Below are 22,324 nucleotides of genomic sequence, written 5' to 3'. Positions count from 1 at the left end.
CGAATGTGGATTCGACCAGGTCAGCGCACGCGTGATGATGTTATCGCTCACACCGACCGTTCGCCGCCGATTGACGGTCGGGTTCACCGGTGGCTACCTTGCCCACGGGCCTCGGCGCGTCGACGATGACGTCCACTTTGGAGGGTCACATGCCTGATCTGCCACGACGGCGGCTGATGAAGATCGGCGCCGTGGGCGCCGGGACCGCGCTGGCGTCGGGGGGTTGGACCGCCTCGGCCCGGGCCGGGTCGGCCGCGCCTCCCGAGGTCCGCGCCGTCGACGACCTGGCGCTCTGGTACGACGGGCCGGCCGGCTCGGACTGGTTGCGCGCGCTGCCGGTCGGCAACGGCCGCCTCGGCGCGATGGTGTTCGGCAACGCCGACACGGAGCGGTTGCAGCTCAACGAGGACACCGTCTGGGCGGGCGGTCCGCACGACTACACCAACACGCGCGGCGCGGCGAACCTGGCCGAGATCCGGCGGCTGGTCTTCGCCAACCAGTGGACGCAGGCCCAGTCGCTCATCGACCAGGCCATGCTCGGCAACCCGGCGGGCCAACTGGCCTACCAGACGGTCGGCGACCTGCGGCTCGCCTTCCCCTCACCGGGGACGGTGTCGGGCTACCAGCGGTGGCTCGACCTGACCACCGCCACGACGGCGGTCACCTACACCGCGAACAACGTCCGGTACCGGCGCGAGGTGATCGCCAGCGCGCCGGACCAGGTGATCGCCGTGCGGCTGACGGCCGAGACCCCGGGCTCGATCACGTTCACCGCCTCGTTCAGCACGCCCCAGCGGGCGACGGCGTCGAGCCCGGACGGCACCACGATCGCCCTGGACGGCCGGTCGGGCGACCAGCGCGGCATCGCGGGCTCGGTCCGCTTCCTCGTGCTGGCCAAGGTCGTGGCCGAGGGCGGGACGACGAGCAGCTCGGGCGGCACGCTGCGGGTCTCCAACGCGACCAGCGCCACGCTGCTGATCTCGATCGGCACCAGCTACGTCGACTACCGCAACGTGGCCGGCGACTACCAGGGCATCGCCCGCGGCCGCCTCAACGCCGCCCAGGGCACGTCCTACGACGTGCTGCGCGCCCGGCACGTGGCCGACCACCAGAGGCTGTTCGGCCGCGTCACCCTCGACCTGGGCCGGACCCCGGCGGCGGACCAGCCGACCGACGTGCGGATCGCGCAGCACAACGGCGTCGCGGACCCGCAGTTCTCCGCGCTGCTGTTCCAGTACGGCCGGTACCTGCTGCTGTCGTCGTCGCGGCCGGGCACGCAGCCGGCGAACCTCCAGGGCATCTGGAACGACCAGCTCGCGCCGTCGTGGGACTCGAAGTACACGATCAACGCGAACCTGCCGATGAACTACTGGCCGGCGGACACGACGAACCTCGGCGAGTGCTACGAGCCGGTGTTCCGGATGATCGACGACCTGACCGTCACCGGAGCGCGCACCGCGAAGGCCCAGTACAACGCGGGGGGCTGGGTCACCCACCACAACACCGACGGCTGGCGGGGCTCCTCCGTGGTCGACGGCGCGCTGTGGGGGATGTGGCAGACCGGCGGCGCGTGGCTGGCCACCATGATCTGGGACCACTACCTGTTCACCGGCGACGTGGCGTTCCTGCGCTCCTACTACCCCGCGCTGAAGGGCGCCGCCCAGTTCTTCCTCGACACCCTCGTGGAGGAACCGACGCTGAAGTGGCTGGTCACCAACCCGTCGAACTCGCCGGAACTGCCCCACCACGCCAACGCCAGCGTGTGCGCCGGTCCCACGATGGACATGCAGATCCTGCGCGACCTGTTCGAGGGCTGCGCCCGCGCCTCGGAGGTGCTGGGCGTGGACGACGACTTCCGCGGCCGGGTCCGGGCGACGAGCCAGCGGCTCGCGCCGACGCGGGTCGGCTCGCGCGGCAACGTCATGGAGTGGCTGTACGACTGGGTCGAGACCGAGCCGAACCACCGGCACGTCTCCCACCTGTACGGCCTGCACCCGAGCAACCAGATCACCAAGCGGGGCACGCCCCAGCTGTTCGAGGCCGCCCGCCGGACCCTGCAGCTGCGCGGTGACGCCGGCACCGGCTGGTCCCTGGCGTGGAAGATCAACTACTGGGCGCGGATGGAGGAGGGCGGCCGGGCGCACGACCTGATCCGCTCCCTGGTGACGCCCGACCGCCTCGCGCCCAACATGTTCGACCTGCACCCGCCGTTCCAGATCGACGGCAACTTCGGTGCGACCTCCGGCGTGGCCGAGATGCTGCTGCACAGCCACAACGGCGAGCTGCACCTGCTGCCCGCGCTGCCGCCCGCCTGGCCGAGCGGCCGGGTCGCGGGACTGCGCGGCCGGGGCGGGTACGCGGTCGGTGCGGTGTGGAGCGGCGGTTACGCCACGGAGTTGTCCGTCACCCCGGACCGGGACGGCCCGGTGCGGGTGCGCAGCCGGGTGTTCACCGGGACCTACGAGCTGCGCGACGCGACCAGCGGCGCGGTCATCACGCCCGAGCGGGTCGAGGCCGACCTGGTCCGGTTCACCGGGCAGGCGGGCCACACCTACCGGGTGACCTCGCAGGGCCCGCCGCCGCTGGTCGAGCCGGGCGTGTACTACCAGCTCGTGGCCCAGCACAGCGGCAAGCGCGCCGACGTCAACGGCGCGTCCACCACCGCCGGCGCGGCCCTGGTCCAGTGGTCGGCCACCACCGGCCTCAACCAGCAGTTCGACTTCCTGCCCAGCGGCGACCACTACCGCGTCCGGGCCAGGCACAGCGGCCTGGTGCTCCAGGTCTCCGGCACCGCGAGCGGGGCCGACATCACCCAGCAGCGCGACGCCGGCACGCCCAACCAGCTGTGGCGGTTGGTCGACCACGGCGGCGGCGTGGTGAGCCTGGTCAACCAGCAGAGCGGCCTCGCGATGGACGTGTGGTCGGCCTCCACCGCCGACGGCGCGCGCATCTCGCAGTGGGCGCTGACCGGTGCGACGAACCAGCGATTCCAACTCCGGAGGGCCTGACGCAGCTTCGATAAGTAATACACATAGGCGACCCCTCGCTGCTCTCGGGGACCCGGCCGGATGTAAGCTGTCCGGACGGTGTTGGCCGTCGTGCTCGTGCAGGCGACCCGTCACGGAGGAGCGGCGTTGACGGATGGCGCAGTGGTGCCGGGGGTCGAGGCGGACGCGTCGGCCGGGCAGCCCGGCACCGCCGGGTCGACGGGTCCCTACCGGCCCGGCTACGAGCTGGTGGCCGAGCAGATCCTCCAGCTGATCGCCGAGCTGGAGCTGCGGCCCGGCGACCGGATGCCGACCGAGAACGAGCTGGCCACGCGGATGGGCACCAGCCGCACGGTGGTGCGCGAGGCGGTCAAGATCCTGTCCGCGATCGGCCGGGTGCGGGCGCAGAAGGGCCGCGGGCTCTACGTGGCCGACGACGAGGGCATGCTGGGCTCGGCCCGGTGGGGCGGGTTCTTCCTGCCGACCAACCTCGACCACGTCTACATGCTGTTCGAGTTCCGCCGCGTGCAGGAGACGGCGGCCAGCCGGCTGGCCGCCATCCACGCGACCCCGGCCGAGCTGCGCGCCATCGGCGCCGCCGCCGAGGCGTGCCGCGAGGGGCACCTGACCGGCGAGGCCGCGCTGTTCGACCGCGGTGACGAGGACTTCCACCTCGCCGTGGCGGCGGCCTCGCACAACCAGTTCTTCGTCGCCGCCGTGCGCGAGGCCCGCCGGTTGCAGCGCCAGTCGAGCACCATCGGGCTGCGGGGCACCATCGGCGGGCACGCCGCCGAGGCGGTCGAGGAGCACCTCGCCATCTACCAGGCCATCCGCGACGGCGACCCGGAAGCCGCCGCGCAGGCCGCCGCCGTCCACCTGGACAACACCCTGCAGGACTACCGCAGCGAGATCCAGCGTCGCCTGTTCGGCTGATGCCCGGCCCGCGCGCGGCTGGACCGTCCGCGCGGATGTGTGCTACAAATCGCAGTGACGACCCTCGTCCAGGTACGACACACGACGGTTCGTCGCCCTCGACCGCCGGTTCGCGGCGGTCGCCCCGGGACCTCTCGCACCGGGTCCCGGGCTGCCTGGAATCCGAACCCGGGCCGGCGCGGTGTCGCGCGCCGCGCCGGCTCGCCCGGGTGCGCTGTCCGCCGCCACGCCGCCATGGCTACGGCGGCGTGATGAGCTACTCGCCGGCGTGCGCGCGGGTGACCGCGTTCCGCACCGTCGCCGCCATCGCCGCGCCCGGTGAGATCAGCGGGTGCGCCGGCGGCACGCAGCCCGTGGCGTACCTCGGCATCCACGGCATCTCGGACGACATCGGCGCCGGGGATCGCTGCGGGGACAGGTGCGACCGCCAACGGCACGGCCGTGATCGTGCGGACCTGCCACGCCGGCGCCAACCAGCGCTGGGCCCGGGCCTGACCACCGGACCGCACCCGCCGCGCCGGTCGGGCGGCCAGGGCGGTCCCGACAGCTCCCCGGGCTCCGACAGCTCCCGGGGCTCCGGCAGCTCCGCGGTTCAGCCGCCGGTTCCCCGCACCGGTCGCAGGGGCGTGCCCAGCCCGACCGGCACCGCCGCCCACGCCGCGACCACGTGGTCGCGCAGGGAGTCCCGCGTAGCCGCGCCCGCCGCCGCCCACGCCTCCTGGGCCCGGTGGAACACGGCGACCAGGACGTCCAGCGCCAGCAGCACCGGCAGCTCGTCCGGCAGGTCGAAGCGCTCCCGCAGCACGGCCACGGCGGCCCGGGTGGTGCGGTCGCAGAAGTAGAGGCCGTCCGCCTCGATCGACGGGTTGCGCTCGGCCAGCCGGCGCGAGGTCAGCACCCGGCCCGGCCAGTCCGGGTCGGCCATCCCGTCCAGCACGCCCAGCAGCACGCCGAGCAGGAAGTCCGCCAGCCCCTCCCCCGCGGGCTCCGCCTCGCCCAGCTCCCGCAGGAACCGCGTCCACAGGTCGTGCAGCGGCGCGTTGGCCAACTCCTCCTTGCCGGCGAACGTGCGGAAGAACGTGCGCTTCGAGACCTCGACCGCGGCGCACAGCTCGTCCAACGTCGTCTCGGCGAACCCGCGCTCGGCGAACAGGCGCAGCCCGGTGGCCAGCAACGCCTCACGGGTGCGCCGCTTCTTGCGCTCGCGCAGCGGCAGGTGGGTCTCGGGCACGGCGGGGACGCTCATCGGGGACAGCCTAACCCACAGGCCACTGATACGCTTCTGCCACTGAGTGGCACTTTGCGCCACCACAACCGGGAAGGGCCGCCATGCGCGCACTGCTCGTCGACCGCTCCGCCCCCGCCGGCCTGCGCCTCGGCCGGGCGCCCGACCCCGTGCCCGCCCCGGACCAGGCGCTCGTCCGGGTCACCGCGACCTCGCTGAACTCCGGCGAGGTCAAGGGCCTGGTCCCCGGCTCACCCGACGGCGCGGTCCTCGGTTGGGACGCGGCGGGCGTGGTCGAGCGCGCCGCCGCCGACGGCTCCGGACCCGCCGAGGGCACGCCGGTGGTCACCCTCGCCCCCGCGGGCGGCTGGGCCGAGCTGCGCGCCGTGCCCACCGACCTGCTGGGCGTCGTGCCGGCGGACGCGGACGCCGGGGCCATGAGCACCATCCCGGTGGCGGGGCTGAGCGCCCTGCGCGGCCTGCACCGGCTGGGCCCGGTCCTCGGCAGGAGGGTGCTCGTCACCGGGGCCACCGGCGGGGTCGGCCGCTACGCCGTGCAGCTGGCCCACCGAGCGGGGGCGCACGTCGTCGCCACCACCGGCGACCCCGACCGCCACGGCGAGCGGTTGCGCGCGCTGGGCGCGGACGAGGTGGTCGCCGACCCCCGGGAACTCGCCGACCCGGTCCACGGCGCCCTCGACGTCGTCGGCGGGCCGCACCTGGTCGCGGCACACGCCCGGTTGGCCGCGCACGGCACGGTCGTCTCGGTCGGCCGCTCCTCCGGCGAGCCGGCCGTGTTCCCGCCCGGAGCCCTCGAGGGCACGGGCGGGCACGACCGCTCCCTGGTCACCTTCTTCCTGCTGGACTGCCCGGACCTCGGGCCGGACCTGACCTGGCTGGCGGACCGGGTGCACGCGGGCGCGCTGGACCCGAACGTGTCCTGGCGCGGCAGCTGGCGCGACGCCGAGGACGCCGTCCGGGCCCTGGTGGAACGGCGGCTGCACGGCAAGGCGGTGCTGGAGCTGGACTGACGCGCCGGTCAGTCGCTCCCCGGCTCGTCGAGCGGCCCGTGGTCGAACCAGTCGAACCACGCGGTGCCCTCGGTGACGTACAGGCCGATCACCCGGCCCGTGAAGCCGGTGGCGACCTCCGTGGACAGGTACCTGCCGTCCAGCTCGGCCAGCGGCTCGGGGTCGTCACCCGCGTGGAAGGCGATGAAGTCCGGCCCGGCCACGTGCAGGCCGGACCGCCGCTCCTGCCCCGCCGACCACTTCCGGGCCGCCCGGGTGGTGATCACCAGCCGCACCGGGCCGGGCGGCACGGCGCGGGTGGCCACGACCTGGCGCAGCGGTCCGATCCGGGCGACGACGCGGGCCTGCCCGTCGGCCACCTCCAGGTCGTAGTGGTGCCCCTCGTCCAGTCGGACCGTCACGCCGGCGCGACCGGCGGCGGGGTCCAGCAGGACGTCGGTGCGGCTCTCCGGGTGCTGCTGGCGCCGGCCGAGGAACGTGCAGCCCGGCTCGTCCAGCGTGGGACCGGTGGCGTGCAGGGCGAGCCACCCCGGCCGCTCGGTCAACGACCACGCGCCGTCCGGGCGCGACCGCGGCGAGATCCACTGCGGCGCGAGCGCGGGTCCGTCGAAGTCGTCCCGCCGCGGCGCGGGTTCCCGCGGGCCGGCTCCGGGCGGCGCCTGCTCCCGCTCCCGCACCGGGCCGACGACCGGCCAGCCGTCCTCCCACCGCACGGGGGTGAGGAACGTTTCCCGGCCCAGGACGTGGAACTTGGGGCTGTACCCGACCGGGCGGGTGGCCAGCAGCACCATCCACCAGTCCCCGTCCGGGGTGGTGACCAGGTCGGCGTGACCGGTGCTCTGGATGGGGCTGCTCGTGCTGCGGTGCGACAGGACGGGGTTGGCCGGGGCCGACTCCCACGGCCCGCGCGGCGAGCGGGCGCGGGCCACCGCCACGGTGTGGCCGCGCTCGGTGCCGCCCTCGGCGATCAGCAGGTACCACCAGTCGCCGACGCGGTACAGGTGGGGCGCCTCCGGCCACTGCAACCCGGTGCCCTCCCACGCGGGCACCGGTCCCTCCAGCACCTTCCCCGCCGCGGGGTCGACGCGGGCGACCTGCACGCCGTTGAACGTCGGCCCGTGCGCACCGGCGAAGGCGCACCAGCAGTTGCCGTCCTCGTCCCAGGCCAGGTCGGGGTCGATGCCGGGCAGGTCCAGCCACACCGGGTCCGACCAGGGCCCTTCGGGCCGCTCGGCGGTGACGGTGAAGTTGCCGCCGTGCGAGACGTTCGTGGTGATGACCCAGAACCGGCCGTCGTGGTGCCGGATCGTGGGCGCGTAGATGCCGTCGGAGGCCATCGCGTCGGCCGGCAGCGGCAACTGGGACGGGCGGTCCAGCACGTTGCCGACCTGCCGCCAGTTCACCAGGTCGCGGCTGTGGAAGATCGGCACGCCCGGGAAGTACTCGAAGCTGGAGCACACCAGGTAGTAGTCCTCGCCGACCCGGCACACGCTGGGGTCGGGGTGGAACCCGGGGATCACGGGGTTGTCGTAGTGGGACGCCTCGGGCTTCGGTGCAGTCATCGTTTTCCTTGTCGTGCGGGGTTCTCAGCCCTTGAAGGCGCCTTCGAGGATGCCGGCGACCATGCGCCGGCCGACCAGGACGAACAGCAGGACCAGGGGGATGGTGGCCAGGAACGAGCCGGACATGGCCAGGCCGAGGTCGACGTCGTAGCTGTTCTGCAGCGCTTTGATGGCGATCTGCGCGGTGTAGCGCTCGGGCGACTTGAGCACGATGAACGGCCACAGGAAGTCGTTCCACGCCGTGACGAACCCGAACAGGCCCAGCACGAACGCCGCCGGCCGCACGATCGGGAACGCGATGCGCCAGAACACCTGCCACGTCGACGCGCCGTCGATCCGGGCGGCCTGCATCAGCTCGTCGCTGATGGTCGCGGTGATGTGCTGGCGCATCCAGAAGATGCCGAACGCGCTGGCCAGGCCGGGCACGATCAGCGCCTGCAACGTGTCGACCCAGCCCAGCTCCGACATGATCATGTACTGCGGGATGACGGACAGCTGCGTCGGCACGGTCATGGTGAGCACGACGACCAGGAACAGCGCGTTGCGGCCGCGGAAGCGCAGCTTGGCGAAGGCGAACCCGGCCAGCGCGCACAGCACGGCCTGGCCCACGCCGATCGCGGTGGCCACGGCCAGGCTGTTCAGCAGCGCCTGCACGAACGGCACGGTGTCGAGCACCAGGTCCACGAGGTGGAAGAAGTTGCCGCCGGGCACGATCTCGGGCGGCATCTTCGTCGCGGTGGCCGTGTCGGTCGTGGCGACGATGAACATCCAGTACAGCGGGAACAGGCACGCGGCCGTCGCCGCGCACAGCAGCAGGTAGGTGTACCAGCGGACCCGGCCGGGGCGCCGTCCGCGCGGCGCGGTGCTCGTCATCGGTCCGCCTTGATCCGGGTCGACAGCAGGTAGTTGATCGCCGCGATCACCACGACCATCACGAACAGGGCCACCCCGACCGCCGAGCCGTAGCCGAACTCGAACTGCCCGAAGCCCTGCTCGTAGAGGAACAGCGTCAACGTCTGGCACTGCCGCACCGCGCCGCAGGTCAGCGGCGCGCCCGAGGCGATCAGCAGCGGTTCGGTGAAGATCTGGAGCCCGCCGATGGTCGAGGTGACGACGGTGAAGATGATCACCGGTCGCAGCGAGGGGATCGTGATGTGCCGGAACCGCTGCCACGGTCCCGCGCCGTCGATGGCCGCCGCCTCGAACACCGAGCGGGGCACGGCCTGCAACGAGGCGAGGTAGAGCAGGGTGGTGTAGCCGAACCACCGCCACGTCACCATGGTCGCGATGAGCAGGTGGCTGCCCCAGGTGGACTGCACGAAGTCCACCGGCTGCACGCCGACCAGCCCGAGCAGCCAGTTCAGCAGCCCGTAGTCCCGGTCGAACAGCTGCGCGAACACGATCGCCGTGGCCGCCACCGACGTGATGTACGGGACCAGCACCGACATCCGGAAGAACAGCGCGAACCGCAGCCGCGCGTGGTTGAGCACGTGCGCCAGCACCAGCGCCAGCAGCAGCTGCGGCACGGTCGACAGCGCCCAGATGCTCACCGTGTTCCCGGCGGCGTTCCAGAACCGGGGGTCGCCGAGCATCCGGGTGAAGTTGTCCACCCCGATGAACACCTGGTCGCCGATCGGGTTCCAGTCGAACAGGGCGACGTAGAACGTGAAGGCGAACGGGAACAGCCCGAACACCCCGAAGATGACGAAGAAGGGTGCGACGTAGGCGTAGGGCGACAGGCGGTCGACGAGCCCCCGGCCCTTCGGCGTGGCCGGGGGCGGCAGCGCGGCCGACGGTGCCGGGGTGAGCGTGGCGGTCACGGTGGTCACTCGCCGATGGCGGTCTTGATGTTGCGCACCGCGTCGTCCCACGCGGTGGCCGGGTTGCCGCCGCTCTGCTCGACGTTGGTGATGGCGTTGAGGAACTCCTGGCCGATGGCGGCGCTGTCGGGGCCGATGTAGAACGGCTTGAGGCCCAGCAGCGAGTCGGTGTAGATCTTGCCGGTCGGCGCGTCGGCGAAGAACGGGTCCTTGGCGTCGGCGAGCTTGGCGTCCTGGTACACCGAGGGGGTCGAGGGCAGCGCGCCGACGCGGGCGAAGTGCTCCAGCTGCCCCTGCGGCGACTGCATCTCCTTGATGTAGTTCCAGGCCGCCTGCGGGTTCTTCGCGCGCTTGGGGATGGCCAGGTAGCTGCCGCCCCAGTTGCCCGAGCCGCCGGGGATCTTCGCGATGTCCCACTTGCCCTTGGTGTCGGGCGCGGTGCTGCGGATGCTGTTGAGCATCCACGACGGGGCGGACACGGCGGCGTACTGGCCCTGCGCCATGCCGGCGCTCCAGGCGCTCTCGAACGAGGACTGCCCGGCCGTGATCCCGGCGGTGGCGGCCTTGATGCCGAGGTCGAACGCGGCCTTCACCTGCGGGTTGGTGCTGTAGACCAGCTTGCGGTCGGCGCTGTAGTACTTCTCCGAGACCTGGTTGACCGCCTGGTAGAACACGCTGGTCGCCGCGTTGTCGGTGAACGCCTTGCCGGTGGCCTGCTTGTAGCGCTTGCCGGTCTCGATGAACGCGTCCCAGGTCGGCCACAGCGCGCTGACGGCCTCGCGGTCGGTCGGCAGCCCGGCGGCGGCGAACAGGTCGGTCCGGTACGCCACGGCCATGCCGCCGACGTCGGTGGGCACGCCCAGCACCTCGCCGTCCTTGGCGACGCTCTGCTTCCACACCCAATCCAGGTAGTCGCCCTTGATGTCGTCCGCGCCCAGCGTGCGCAGGTCGACGAAGTTCTGGGGCTGCTCCACGAACTGCGGCAGGTTGTCGCCCTGGATCAGCACCAGGTCCGGCACCTTGCCGCCCGCCAGCGCGGTGGTCAGCGACTGGGCGGTCTCGGTCGACGTGCCGACCTCGGTCAGCTTGATCTGGACGTCCGGGTGCTTCGCCTGGTAGGCGTCCACGGTCAGCTTCTGGTTGATGGCGGAGAACGACCAGAAGTCGAACGACTTGTCATCGCCTCCCCCGCCGCCGCCTCCCGTGCCCGGCGTGCAGGCGGTGAGCAGGGCCAGGACCGCGGCGGCGAGCAGGGGCGAGCGGAGTTTCACGACGCTTCTCCAGGGTGTGCGAGAACAGGCGGCATCGCCGCGCGGCGGCTGGGCGCCGCGGGCCGGCGATCGCGTGAACCGGGTCGAGTGCCCACCGCACCGTGCGGCCGAAAGTTTCGCTCTCAACTCCGATTGTTAGCGCTCACGACAGTAAGCTGTGTCACAGGGGCCGTCAAGAACCCTTGCACCGCGCGGTTTCCGCGACTCCGACCTCCCGCAGTGAGCGTTTCTCCGGATCACTTTGTGAACGCGAAATATCTAAGGTGTCGGAATCGGTTCGGAATCCAGGCGGACCCGCCCCGCCGGAGCTTCGGGGTGCCGCAGCCGCTTCGGTCCTGAGTGGACGGTCCCGGCCGACCGGTGGTCGCGGGCCGGGCGCCCGCGACCACCGCACGCCGGTCAGGCGGTGAACTGCCACCAGTTCACGTTGAACAGGTAGCCGCTGCCACCGGTGAACCGCAGGTACAGGTCGTGGGTGCCGGTCGCGCCGCTGATCGGGCAGGACACCGTGGTCCAGGTCTGCCAGCCGCCGGTGCCGGACACGCCGCAGCGGCCCACCACCGTGCCGTTCGGGCCGTCCAACCGGACCTCGACCGTGCCGCCGGACCCGGCCGAGGCGACCCGCGCGCTGAACGACCGCGCGCCCGAGCCGAACGCCGCGCCCTTCACCTTGACGTAGTCGCCGTTCTCGATCCAGCCGATGTTCATCCCGCCCTCGGACGCCGGCTCGGTCTCGATGCCCGAGCCCCAGGCGATGGTCTCGGCCTCCTGCCGGGCGAACGGGTTGAGCGTGCCCACCTGCGGTGCGCCACCGGTGGTCATGTTGATCGTCGGGATCGTGCCGTCGGCGTTGTAGGTGAACTTCTCCACGGCCACCGACCTGGTGAAACCACCGCCGCCGGGCAGCGCGCCGTTGTGGTAGAAGAAGTAGGAACCGCCCTTGAAGTCCACGATCCCGGCGTGGTTGGTGAAGCTGCCGCCCTGGGTCGGCATGACCGTGCCGCGGTAGGTCCACGGCCCGGTGGGGCTGGGCGCGGTGGAGTAGGCGATGAACTCCGAGCAGCACTTCGCCGCGAACACGTTGTAGTACAGGCCGTTGCGCTTGTAGACCCAGGGGCCTTCCTCGTACAGGGTGGGCCGGTTGGCGTCACCGGACCGCGAGCCGAAGCCCGCCGTGGTGAGCGGCACCTGCGTGGGGCTGCCCGAGAACGAGGTCATGTCGGCGTTGAGCCGCACGTACCACAGGTTCGGGTTGCCCCAGTACAGGTACGCCTGGCCGTTGTCGTCGATGAACACGGTCGGGTCGATCTCGCCGTTCTCCACCAGCGGCCGGCCGATCGCGTCGCGGAACGGGCCGGTGGGGCTGTCGGCGACGCCCACCCCGATCGCCATCCGCCCGGTGGCCCGGTTGACCACCGGCACGTACCAGTAGAACTTGCCGTTGCGCTCGATCGCCTGGCCCGCCCACGCGTCCTGCTTGGCCCAGGAGAACGTGGCCAGGTTCATCGGCGAGCCGTGGTCGGTCCAGTTCACCATGTCGTCGGAGGACCAGACGCGCCACTCCTTCATGGTGAACCAGGTGGAGTTGTCCTCGTCGTGCCCGGTGTAGAGGTACACGCGTCCGTTGTGGACCAACGGGGCCGGGTCGGCGGTGTAGATGTGCTGGACGATCGGGTTGTCGGCCCTGGCCGCGGCGGGTGCGAGCACCAGGGCGCAGAGCAGCGCGGTGAGCAGGGCGGCCGCCCGCCGCGGGATGGCCGGGAACGGTTTCATGGGTGAACCTCCGGGTGGGGACCTCGGTTGGCCCGCTGCTCTCACCCGGTCGGTGAGAGCCGGTCGCGGTGGTCGAACCAGTCGAACGCCGCGACCCCGCGGGTGACGTACATGCCGACGACCCGCCCGGGGAGGCCGTCCGCGCAACCGGGCGACAGGTACCGCCCGCTCAGCTCGGCCAGGGGCGCGGGGTCGTCGTCCACGTGGAAGGCGATGGTGTCCGGGCCGGCGGGGTCGACACCCGTCGGCTCGTCGGTCGGCCGCACGGACGACGGCGGCACCAGCTCGGTGGTGCGGGTGAGGACGGTGAGCGTGACCGGGCCTGGGTCGACCGCCCGGCTCGCCACGACCTGGCGCACCGGGCCGATCCTCGCCACCACGTCGACCCGGCCCGCCACGACCTCGAAGTCGTAGTGGTGCGCCTCGTCGCACCGGATGCTGACCCCGGCCCGCGCCGCGCCGGGCTCCAGGCGCACCGACACCCGCGAGTCGGCGTGCCGCAGGCGCTTCCCGAGGAACGTGCAGCCGGGCCGGTCGAGGGTGTCGCCGGTGGCGCGCAGGGTCAGCCAGCCGGGGCGTTCGGTCAACGACCACGAGTCGTCGGGGCGCTCGCGCGGGGTGATCCAGCAGGGGGCGAGGGTCGACCCGTCGAAGTCCTCCCGCGCCGGCTGGGGCGGCGGGTGGCCCGTCGTCGCGCTTCCCCCGCCGACGACGGGCCACCCCTCCTCCCAGCGCACCGGCGACAGGACCGCCTCCTGCCCCGGCCGACCGGCTCCCGGCAGCACCAGCCGCCAGTCGCCCTCCGGCGTGCCGACCAGGTCGACGCGGCCGGAGCCCGGTAACGCGCCACCGGTGGCCGGCGCGCGTTCGAACGGCCCGCGCGGGCTGCGGGCGCGGGCGACGACGAGCCCGTCCCCCCGGGCGGCGAGCAGGTACCACCAGTCGCCGACGCGGTGCAGGCGCGGCGGCGCGCAGCCGTCCGGGCCGTGGTCGGTCCACGCCCGCCACGGCCCCTCCACCACCGCCCCGGTGGCCGGGTCGAGGCGCGCCACCAGGCCGTCAGGCGTGGCGCACCAGCAGCCGCCGTCCTCGTCCCACGCCACGTCGACCGCGCCACCGGGCACGTCGAGCCACACCGGGTCCGACCACGGCCCCCGCGGGTCGTCGGCCGTGACCAGGAAGGCCCGGCCCGCCGACGCGTTGGTCGCCACGACGTGGAACCGCCCGCCGTGGTGGCGGATGGCGGGCGCGTGGATGCCGCGGGAGGCGGACGCGTCGGCGGGCAGCCGCACCTGCTCCGGCCGGGCGAGGACGTTGCCGATCTGCCGCCAGCCGAGCAGGTCGCGGCTGTGGAAGAGCGGCACCGCCGGGAAGTACTCGAAGCTCGAGCACACCAGGTAGTAGTCCTCACCGACCCGGCACGCGCTGGGGTCGGGGAGCGACCCGCCGGTCACGGTCGCGTGGCAGGTGGGCACGGTGCTCCTCCCCCGGTGTCGGGCCGGTGGTGTCGGGCCGGTGGTGTCGGGTCGCGCGGTCGGTCAGGCGCGGGTCCACTTCTGGTTGTTCTGCCCGTTGCAGGTCCACAGGATCAGCGTCGAGCCGTTCGCGGTGGCCGCCTGGTTGACGTCCAGGCACAGGCCGGCGCGGGCGTTGCGGACGGACCCGTCGGAGGTCAGCGTCCACTTCTGGTTGTCCTGGCCGTTGCAGGTCCAGATGATCACCCGGGTGCCGTTGGTCGTGCCCTGGTTGTAGGCGTCGAGGCACTTGTCGCCGAAGACCCGGATCTCGCCGTTGCCCCACGTCGTCCACAGCTGGTTGGCCGCGGTGTGGCAGTCCCAGATGAGCGTCGCCGTGCCGGGTGCGGTGCCCGCGTTGTCCACGTCCACGCAGCGGCCGGAACCGGTGCCGCGCAGGCGCGAGGTCGTGGCGGGCGACGGGGAGCCGCCCGAGACCCGGAAGACCGCCGAGCCGTGCGCGGGCACGCTCGCCGAGATCTGGCCGCCGCTGCCGGACGTGGCGCCGGTCCACAGGTCGGTGAGGGTGAACGAGGTGCCGGTCAGGCCGACCTGCGCGGCGGTGGTGGCGATGGTGGCGGTGCCGCCGCCCCGGTTGATCAGGCCGACGGCCACGGAGCCGTCCGCCAGGGGCTTGGCGAAGACCTCGGCGTCACCGTCGTCGCGCACCCGCCTGCCGCCCGCGCCCAACCGGTCCTGGTTGACCGCGATCAGGCGCGGGTTGCGCAGCACCGCGCTGATGTCGGACGACATGGTGCGGATGTCGTTGCCCGCCATGAGCGGTGCGGCCAGCAGCGCCCACAGGGCGAAGTGGGTGCGCGACTCGGTGAGGGTCAGCCCGGGGCGGCCGACGACGAGCATGTCCGGGTCGTTCCAGTTGCCCGGACCGGTCTGGGCCGCCAGCGGCGCGGTGACGTCCAGGACGTTGCCCACGCCCATCGGGTAGCTGTTGGTGTTGCCGTTCTGCCAGATGTCGAGCAGGTCCTCGGTGGTCCGCCACAGGTCGGCCACCTCGCCCCAGTCGTACTTGTCGCCGGTGATCGCGTGGAAGCTGTTGGGGTTGATGCTGTAGACGATCGGGCGGCCGGTGGCGCGCAGCGCGTCGCGCATGATCGTGAACCGGGCGACCTGCTCGTCCCGCGTGCCGCTGCCCGAGCACCAGTCGTACTTGAGGTAGTCCACGCCCCACGAGGCGAACGACCGGGCGTCCTGCGCCTCGTGGCCCTTGCTGCCGGTGGCCCCGGGGTGCGCGCCCGTGCCCTGGGCGCAGGTCTTCTCGTTGGGCGCCTGGTAGATGCCGAACTTCAGGCCCTTGCCGTGGATGTAGTCGCCGAGCGCCTTCATGCCGCTGGGGAACTTCGTCGGGTGGGCGCGCAGGTTGCCCGCGCTGTCGCGGTTCGGGTCGAACCAGCAGTCGTCGACCACGACGTACTGGTAGCCGGCGTCGCGCATGCCGGAGGACGCCATCGCGTCGGCGGCCTGCCGGACCTGCCCCTCGGTGATGCCGCAGCCGAAGCTGTTCCAGCTGTTCCAGCCCATCGGCGGGGTGAGGGCCGGGCTGCCGGGCGCGGCCTCGGCGACGAGCGCGGTGGGCGCCGCGGTGAGCACGCCCAGCGCCGTGAGGGCCGCCGTGGCGAGGTGGAGGAGTCGTCCGCGTTGACGGGTGGGCATCATCGCCTCTTTCAGCTTCACGGGTCGGTGCGTCGGCGGCAGGGGTGTCCGGTGCACGGGCGTGCGAGAGCCGTCCGGCGGCCGGGTGCGCCACCGGACAGCGAGCGGGTCGGCAGGCGGTCAGCGCCGCCGGGTGCGGGTCGCCACGGCTCTTCGGCGCACCGCGCGGGGCCGGCGGAAGGCCGCGATCGGTGCCACTGGGCTTCGTCGCATCGGATTCCCCACGTCATCGTCGACGGCGATCACGGCGACGCTCGGCGGGAGCGGGCGGGATGACGCCCGGAGCGCCGGCGGCCTTCGTTGTCACGCCAATGTAGCCAGGGCGCCGAAGCGAGGTCAAAGCTAAAACTGTGAGCGCTAACTTTAGCAACGACGTGCGGAACCTCGCGCCCGGCTCGGCGCAGCCTGCGGTGATTCGTGCTGCTAAAAGCTCTCCGGCGCGGGATTACGCCGTTCGGTCCCTTGAACCAACCCGCTTTGTCGTTTCGTCTTGTGAGCGTGAACAACAGCCGGGAGGTCGAGCCGGCGCGAGGGCGCGGACACGGGTTTGACCGATTCACCGGGCTTGACGGACATGGGCACGCGGTGCACGGCGGGAGCACCCCGGGCACGCCTGCGCCGCTCCGCCGCCGCGAACAGCACCTCCACCGCCCGCACGCCCAGCTCGTGGTGCGGCAGGGCGACGGTGGTCAGCCGGGGCCGCATCCACGAGGCGATCGGGTGGTCGTCGAACGACACCACCGACACGTCGTCCGGCACCGACAGCCCGACCTCGGCGAGCGCCTGGTAGGCGCCGAACGCGAGCCGGTCGTTGAGGCAGACGAGGGCCTTCGGCCGGTGGTGGCGCAGGATGCGCCGGGTCGTCTCGTAGCCGTTCTCCGGCATCCACTTCGGGCACTGGTGCGCGCTCACGACGGACACGCCCGCGCCCTCGAACACCTGGCGCATGCCGATCAGGCGCTCCCGGGCGGCGATGCTGTTCGGCGGCACGTCGTCGAGCCCGGGCCCGGCGCCGACCAGGTGGACGCCCTCCCGGTGCCCCGCCTCGACCAGGACGCGCGCCGCGGCCCGACCCGCCTCCACCTCGTCCGGCAGCACCGCGGGCACGGGCGAGTAGGCCGCGGGCAGCGCGTTGAGCAGGACGGCCGGACCGTGGTCCAACCCCTCCGGCACGGCGACCTTGCGGGTGTACATGGCCGCGAAGATGATCCCGTCGACCCGTCGGTCGTGCATCGCCTCGACCAGCGCGCGCTCGACGTCCGGGTCACCGCCGCTCTCGCCGCAGAACAGCATGAAGCCCCGCCGGTGCGCGGCCTCCATCGCGCCCTTGATCATGTTCCCGGCCAGCAGCGAGGACGCCACGGTGTCGGACACGAAGCCGATCGTCTGGGTGTGCCCGGTGCGCAGCCCCACCGAGAGGGTGTTGCGCCGGTAGCCCAGCTCCTGGGCGGTCGACCGCACGCGCTGCTGCACCTCGTCGGAGATGCGCAGTTCCGCGCCGCGACCGGCCAGCACGAGCGACACGGTCGTGGTCGAGACACCGGTCGCCTTGGCCACGTCGGCCAGCGTGATGCGTCGTCGCCCCACCGGGATCCTCCGTCCCCAAGGGACGCACCGACCCCGGAACCCGGACGGCGACGTCCCGAAACCCTGGGAAGCTAACACGATTTAGCTCACGAGAGGGAGGCTCTTGTCCCGTCCACGACGCTTCGGTCCACACGCGATCGCCGCCGCCGCGCTGGCCGCGTCGCTGCTCGCCGGCTGCGCGGCGCCGGGCCCGGACCGGGCGACCGCGGCCGGCACGTCGACGGCCGTGACGTCCGAACCGGGGTGCGGCCCGGGACCGGTGGTGCTGCGCGCCCGCTTCGAGACCGGCTTCCCCCTGGCGAAGGCCCTCGCGGACGAGTTCACCCGGCAGCACCCGGCCGTGACGTGGGACGTGCGCGAGGAGCAGTTCGCCGTGCTGACGCAGAACGCGCCCCGCCTGCTGGCCGACGACCCGCCGGACCTCGTCCGGCTGCCGCAGGTGTCCGACCTGGTGCGCGACGGCCTGCTGCGCGACCTCGACGGCTACGCGGCGTGGTTCGGCTGGGACCGCTGGCCGCCCGGGCAGCTGCGGCCGATGCGCGTCGACCCGGGCGGACGGCCGCGCGGGTCCGGCCCGCTGTACGCGACGGGCTTCTCGACAAGCGTGACCGGGGTGTTCTACAACAAGGACCTGGCGGCGCGGATCGGGTTCCGCGAGCCCGCCACGCTGGCCGAGTGGGACGACGCCCTGGCGCGGGCGAAGGCCGCGGGCATCACGCCGCTGGCGGGGTTCAACTCGGGCGCGGTGGGCGGTCTCGCGTTCCCCCTCCAGAGCCTCATGGCCGCCTACGGCTCCCCGTCGGAGATCGACGCGTGGACCTTCCAGCGGCCGGGGGCGCGGATCGACACGCCGGCGAACGCGGAGGCCGTGCGGCACCTGTGGCGGTGGCTGCGGGCCGGGTACTTCGACGCCGACCTCAACGCCACCGACTACGCGCGGATGCTCGACCGGTTCACCTCCGGCCGGGCGCTGTTCCTGGTCGACGGCGACTGGGAGTCCGCGACGCTGGACCGGCGGATGCCCGGCCGGGTGGGCTTCTTCCTGGTGCCGCCGGTGCGGGCGGGCGACCCGCGCGCGGCGATGTCGGGCCCGCCGACGTTCGGCGTCCCGGCCCGCGCGGCGCACCCCGACTGCGCCGCCGCCTTCCTCGACTGGGCGGTCACCGACCCGGTGGCGCGCGAGACCACCGTGCGGGTGGGCGGCGCGCTCCCCCTCGGACCCGTCGGCGCTCCCGTGCCGCCGGTCGAGCCGGGGTCGGTCACGGCCGCCACCCTCGCCGCCGCCGAGCAGGTCGTCGCGAACGGCACGGGCATGGACTTCGTGGCCAACGCCACCGGCGCGATCCTGGCGGAGAGCTGGACGCCGCGCCTGCAGGAGCTGGCGGCGGGTGAACGGGGACCGGACGACCTGCTGGGCCGGGTCCAGGCCGACTACACCCGCCAGATCGGCGGGTGAGCCGCGGTGGCGCGGTGGGTCGGCTGGCTGTTCGCGCTGCCCGCCCTGCTGGTGTACGCGGTGTTCGTGCTGCGGCCGTTGGCGTCGACCGTCCAGTTCTCGCTGTACCGCTGGGACGGCACCGGGCCCGCCACCTGGGTGGGCCTGGGCAACTACGTCGCCGTGCTGACCGACCCGGACCTGCTCGGCGCGCTCGGCCACGCCCTGGTGCTGGTCGCCTTCTTCACCGGCGTGCCGATCCCGTTGGGCCTGCTGGCCGCCGCGGTGCTCCGGCGCGCGGCGGCCGGCGGACCGGTGCGGGCGCTGCTGCTCGTGCCGCAGGCCGTGCCGCTGGTGGCGGCCGGGTTCGCGTGGAGCCTGCTGCTGTCGTCCACGGGGGTGGTGAACCGGCTGCTCGACGCGGTGGGGCTGGGCGGGTCGGCCCGGGCGTGGTTCGGCGACTCGGCCACCGCGCTGGGTGCGGTGGGCGTCGTCGGGGCCTGGGTCTTGCTGGGCCTGTGCACGACGCTGCTGCTGGCGGGTGCGGAGCGCGTCGACCCGGCGCTGTACGAGGCGGCGCGGTTGGACGGCGCGGGCGCGTGGCGGGAGTTGCGCGCGGTCACGGTGCCGGGCGTGCGGCGCGAGCTGGGCGTGTGCGCGGTCGTGACGTCCACCGCGGCGCTGGCGAGCTTCGACGTCGTCTACGCGACCACGCGGGGCGGGCCGGGCAACGCCACGACCGTGCCCGGCCTGGAGGTGTTCACGCTGGCGTTCGCGCGGCGCGAGGTGGGCCTGGCCTCGGCGTTGGCGGTCGTGCTCGTGGCGCTGGTCCTGGTCGTGGTGGCGCCCGTGCTGCGGTGGTCGCGGTGAGGACCGGGCGGCGGGAGCGGGTCGCGGGGCGGGCGGTCCTGGCGGCGCTGGTCGTCGTGACGCTCGTGCCGCTGGCCGAGTTGTTCGTCACCGCGCTGCACCCGTCCGGCACCTATCCGCCGGGGCTCACCTGGCCCGACGAACCGCAGTGGTCGAACTTCGCCACGGCGTTCCGGTCGGCGCGCGTGGCGCGGCTGCTCGGGTCGAGCGCGTTGGTCGCGCTCGCCGCGGTCCCCCTGACCCTCGCCCTGGCCGCGCCCGCGGGCTACGCGCTCGGCCACCTGCGGTTCCCCGGTGACCGCGCGGTGTCCGGGCTGTTCGCCGCGGGCTTGGTGCTGCCGCTGGAAGCCGTCGTGACACCGCTGTACCGCCAGGTGCGGGACCTCGGCCTGCTCGGCACGCGGTCGGGGCTGGTGGCGGTGCTGGTCGCGGTGCACCTGCCGGTCGCGGTGCTCTGGCTGCGCGCGCACTTCGCCGGGGCGCCGCCGGAGCTGTCGGACAGCGCGCGGTTGGACGGCGCCGGGCCCTGGCAGGTGTTCCGGTTGGTCCACCTGCCCCTGGCCCGCCCGGCGACGTCGGCCTTGGCGGTCCTGCTGCTCGTGTGGACGTGGAACCACTTCCTGCTGTCGGTCGTGCTGGTGGACGACCCGGAGCGGCGCACGGCGGCGGGGGCGCTCGGCGCGTTCCAGGGCCGCTGGGGCACCGACGTCCCGCTGCTGTGCGCCGGGTCGCTGCTGCTCGTCGCACCCCTGCTGGTGGTGGTCGCGCTGCTGCACCGCCGGGTGGCCGGCTTCGCGGCGATCGTCCGTCCGACGGCCCGATCGCGCTAAAATTGTTTGCGTTAACTTTAGCGCGCCGACCCGCATCGCCCTTCGGCCGAACCGCGCCCACCCAGCCGTACGAAACATTTGCGTTACGTCTTGACCCAGCGTGTGCCATCGTTCACAGTCTGAGGCACGACGGACACCCGCAGCGACGGCCACCGCGACCCGCCGGTGAAGCGCATTTCGCCGGGCCTTTTCGGGTTCGCAATTGTTAGCGTTAACAATTGCGCAGAACCCCGGTCGGCGGCGGGTTCCGGTCAGCGACCCGCCACCGCGGAAACCAAGGCACGCGGTGTTCGATCCGTGAGGACACGAGATGAACCATTCGCCCCGGGCGGCCATTCGGCCGACGCCTCCGCGTCGGCCGAGAACAACGGCGTTCCTGCTCGTCGCGGGACTCGTCACCACCATGATGACGGTCGCGTTCAGCGGCCAGGCCCTGGCGGGCACGACGCTGGGCGCGTCGGCCGCCGAGAAGGGCCGCTACTTCGGCACCGCCGTCGCGGCGGGCAAGCTCGGCGACTCGACCTACGTGAACATCCTGAACCGGGAGTTCACCATGGTCACGGCCGAGAACGAGATGAAGATGGACGCCACCGAGCCGAACCAGAACCAGTTCTCGTTCACCAACGGCGACCGGATCGTCAACCACGCCACCAGCCGCGGGATGCGGGTGCGCGGCCACACGCTGGCCTGGCACTCCCAGCAGCCCGGCTGGATGCAGCGCATGGAGGGCTCGGCGCTGCGCTCCGCCCTGGTCAACCACATCACCCGGGTCGCGTCCTACTACAAGGGCAAGGTCTACGCCTGGGACGTGGTGAACGAGGCGTTCGCCGACGGCAGCAGCGGTGGCCGGCGCGACTCGAACCTCCAGCGGACCGGCAACGACTGGATCGAGGTCGCGTTCCGCACGGCCCGTGCCGCCGACCCGGGCGCGAAGCTGTGCTACAACGACTACAACACCGACGGCGTCAACGCCAAGAGCACCGGTGTCTACAACATGGTGCGGGACTTCAAGGCGCGGGGCGTGCCGATCGACTGCGTGGGCTTCCAGTCCCACCTGACCAACTCCGCGCCCTCGGACTACCAGGCCAACCTCCAGCGCTTCGCCGACCTCGGCGTCGACGTCCAGATCACCGAACTCGACATCTCCGGCTCCAACCAGGCCAACGCCTACGCCACCGTCACCCGCGCCTGCCTCGCCGTCGCCCGCTGCACCGGCATCACCGTCTGGGGCATCCGCGACAGCGACTCCTGGCGCACCGGCCAAAACCCCCTCCTCTTCGACAGCAGCGGCAACAAGAAAGCCGCCTACACCTCCGTCCTCAACGCGCTCAACGAGGGCTCGAACCCGCCGTCCGGGATCATCGACACGACCGCCTGGTACGTGCTGGTGAACCGCAACAGCGGCAAGGCGTTGGACGTCTACAACCTGGCCACCAACGACGGCGCGCGGATCACGCAGTGGACGCGCAACGACGGCAGTCAGCAGCAGTGGCAGTTCGTGGACTCCGGCGGCGGCTACTACCGGGTCAAGTCGCGGTTGTCGGGCAAGGTGCTCGACGTCTACAACTTCTCCACCGCCGACGGCGGCTCGATCGTGCAGTGGACCGACGGCAACGGCAGCAACCAGCAGTTCCGCGCGGTCGACGCGAACGGGTACGTCCGCCTGGTCAACCGCAACAGCGGCAAGGCGGTGGAGGTGCAGGGTGCGTCCACCGCCGACGGCGGCAACATCGTCCAGTACACCGACTGGGGCGGCGCCAACCAGCAGTGGCAGCTGCTGCGCGTCGGCTGACCGGTTCCCCGCCACCGGGCGGC

Annotated in this window: 16 protein-coding genes; 7 read left to right on the top strand and 9 right to left on the bottom strand. The window is 72.8% G+C overall.

Annotated features, from left to right (window positions below; genetic code table 11):
- The first annotated feature begins 149 nt into the window (after positions 1 to 149).
- Both ACIGNX_RS00550 and ACIGNX_RS00545 read left to right on the top strand, forming a co-directional pair.
- The gene (locus ACIGNX_RS00550) at positions 150 to 3,008 is read left to right on the top strand and encodes a glycosyl hydrolase family 95 catalytic domain-containing protein (RefSeq protein WP_396534740.1); all 2,859 of its coding nucleotides are present in this window, start codon (positions 150 to 152) and stop codon (positions 3,006 to 3,008) included.
- A gap of 126 nt (positions 3,009 to 3,134) precedes the next feature.
- Positions 3,135 to 3,920 carry a FadR/GntR family transcriptional regulator gene (locus ACIGNX_RS00545; protein ID WP_396534738.1) on the top strand — a complete coding sequence of 262 codons (786 nt, stop codon included), beginning with the start codon at positions 3,135 to 3,137 and terminating at the stop codon, positions 3,918 to 3,920.
- Between the two features lie 592 nt (positions 3,921 to 4,512).
- Here the strand turns inward: ACIGNX_RS00545 and ACIGNX_RS00540 are convergent.
- Positions 4,513 to 5,166, bottom strand: a complete 654-nt coding sequence (locus ACIGNX_RS00540; protein WP_396534736.1) for a TetR/AcrR family transcriptional regulator — start codon at positions 5,164 to 5,166, stop codon at positions 4,513 to 4,515.
- An 83-nt stretch (positions 5,167 to 5,249) separates the two neighbouring features.
- Between ACIGNX_RS00540 and ACIGNX_RS00535 the strand changes: the two genes are divergently transcribed.
- Positions 5,250 to 6,176: a zinc-binding dehydrogenase gene (locus ACIGNX_RS00535; RefSeq protein WP_396534734.1), complete on the top strand. Its 927-nt coding sequence runs from the start codon at positions 5,250 to 5,252 to the stop codon at positions 6,174 to 6,176.
- Between the two features lie 8 nt (positions 6,177 to 6,184).
- Here the strand turns inward: ACIGNX_RS00535 and ACIGNX_RS00530 are convergent, their stop codons facing one another.
- From ACIGNX_RS00530 to ACIGNX_RS00495, 8 genes are all read right to left on the bottom strand, one after another.
- A complete protein-coding gene (locus ACIGNX_RS00530; RefSeq protein ID WP_396534732.1) occupies positions 6,185 to 7,738 on the bottom strand; it encodes a glycoside hydrolase family 43 protein in 1,554 nt (517 codons plus the stop codon).
- 24 nt (positions 7,739 to 7,762) lie between these two features.
- Positions 7,763 to 8,611: a carbohydrate ABC transporter permease gene (locus ACIGNX_RS00525; RefSeq protein ID WP_396534730.1), complete on the bottom strand. Its 849-nt coding sequence runs from the start codon at positions 8,609 to 8,611 to the stop codon at positions 7,763 to 7,765.
- Positions 8,608 to 9,567: a carbohydrate ABC transporter permease gene (locus ACIGNX_RS00520; protein WP_396534728.1), complete on the bottom strand. Its 960-nt coding sequence runs from the start codon at positions 9,565 to 9,567 to the stop codon at positions 8,608 to 8,610. Before ACIGNX_RS00520 ends, ACIGNX_RS00525 begins: the two co-directional genes overlap by 4 nt.
- Entirely contained in the window at positions 9,564 to 10,829 is a 1,266-nt protein-coding gene (locus ACIGNX_RS00515) for an ABC transporter substrate-binding protein (protein WP_396534726.1), read from the bottom strand. Before ACIGNX_RS00515 ends, ACIGNX_RS00520 begins: the two co-directional genes overlap by 4 nt.
- A 399-nt stretch (positions 10,830 to 11,228) precedes the next feature.
- On the bottom strand, positions 11,229 to 12,602 hold the full coding sequence (locus ACIGNX_RS00510; RefSeq protein WP_396534724.1) for a glycoside hydrolase family 43 protein: 1,374 nt from the start codon (positions 12,600 to 12,602) through the stop codon (positions 11,229 to 11,231).
- Between the two features lie 41 nt (positions 12,603 to 12,643).
- Positions 12,644 to 14,077, bottom strand: coding sequence for a family 43 glycosylhydrolase (locus tag ACIGNX_RS00505; RefSeq protein WP_396534722.1), 1,434 nt, complete (start codon positions 14,075 to 14,077; stop codon positions 12,644 to 12,646).
- Positions 14,078 to 14,140: 63 nt separating this feature from the next.
- Positions 14,141 to 15,787, bottom strand: a complete 1,647-nt coding sequence (locus tag ACIGNX_RS00500; protein WP_396534720.1) for a glycoside hydrolase family 27 protein — start codon at positions 15,785 to 15,787, stop codon at positions 14,141 to 14,143.
- Positions 15,788 to 16,210: 423 nt separating this feature from the next.
- A complete protein-coding gene (locus ACIGNX_RS00495) occupies positions 16,211 to 17,374 on the bottom strand; it encodes a LacI family DNA-binding transcriptional regulator (protein WP_396534718.1) in 1,164 nt (387 codons plus the stop codon).
- Positions 17,375 to 17,477: 103 nt separating this feature from the next.
- Here ACIGNX_RS00495 and ACIGNX_RS00490 point away from each other — a divergent pair, with 103 nt between their 5' ends.
- The 4 genes from ACIGNX_RS00490 (at position 17,478) to ACIGNX_RS00475 (ending at position 22,301) form a co-directional block, all read left to right on the top strand.
- Complete coding sequence (locus ACIGNX_RS00490) at positions 17,478 to 18,830, top strand: ABC transporter substrate-binding protein (RefSeq protein WP_396534716.1); 1,353 nt, start codon at positions 17,478 to 17,480, stop codon at positions 18,828 to 18,830.
- A 6-nt stretch (positions 18,831 to 18,836) separates the two neighbouring features.
- On the top strand, positions 18,837 to 19,679 hold the full coding sequence (locus ACIGNX_RS00485) for a carbohydrate ABC transporter permease (protein ID WP_396534714.1): 843 nt from the start codon (positions 18,837 to 18,839) through the stop codon (positions 19,677 to 19,679).
- On the top strand, positions 19,676 to 20,509 hold the full coding sequence (locus tag ACIGNX_RS00480) for a carbohydrate ABC transporter permease (RefSeq protein ID WP_396534712.1): 834 nt from the start codon (positions 19,676 to 19,678) through the stop codon (positions 20,507 to 20,509). Before ACIGNX_RS00485 ends, ACIGNX_RS00480 begins: the two co-directional genes overlap by 4 nt.
- A gap of 403 nt (positions 20,510 to 20,912) precedes the next feature.
- Entirely contained in the window at positions 20,913 to 22,301 is a 1,389-nt protein-coding gene (locus ACIGNX_RS00475) for an endo-1,4-beta-xylanase (protein ID WP_396534710.1), read from the top strand.
- The last annotated feature ends 23 nt before the right edge of the window (positions 22,302 to 22,324 follow it).

The sequence above is a fragment of the Actinosynnema sp. NPDC053489 genome, from assembly GCF_044544865.1.
Taxonomy (GTDB): domain Bacteria; phylum Actinomycetota; class Actinomycetes; order Mycobacteriales; family Pseudonocardiaceae; genus Actinosynnema.
This window is presented reverse-complemented; position numbering and strand designations above follow the sequence as displayed.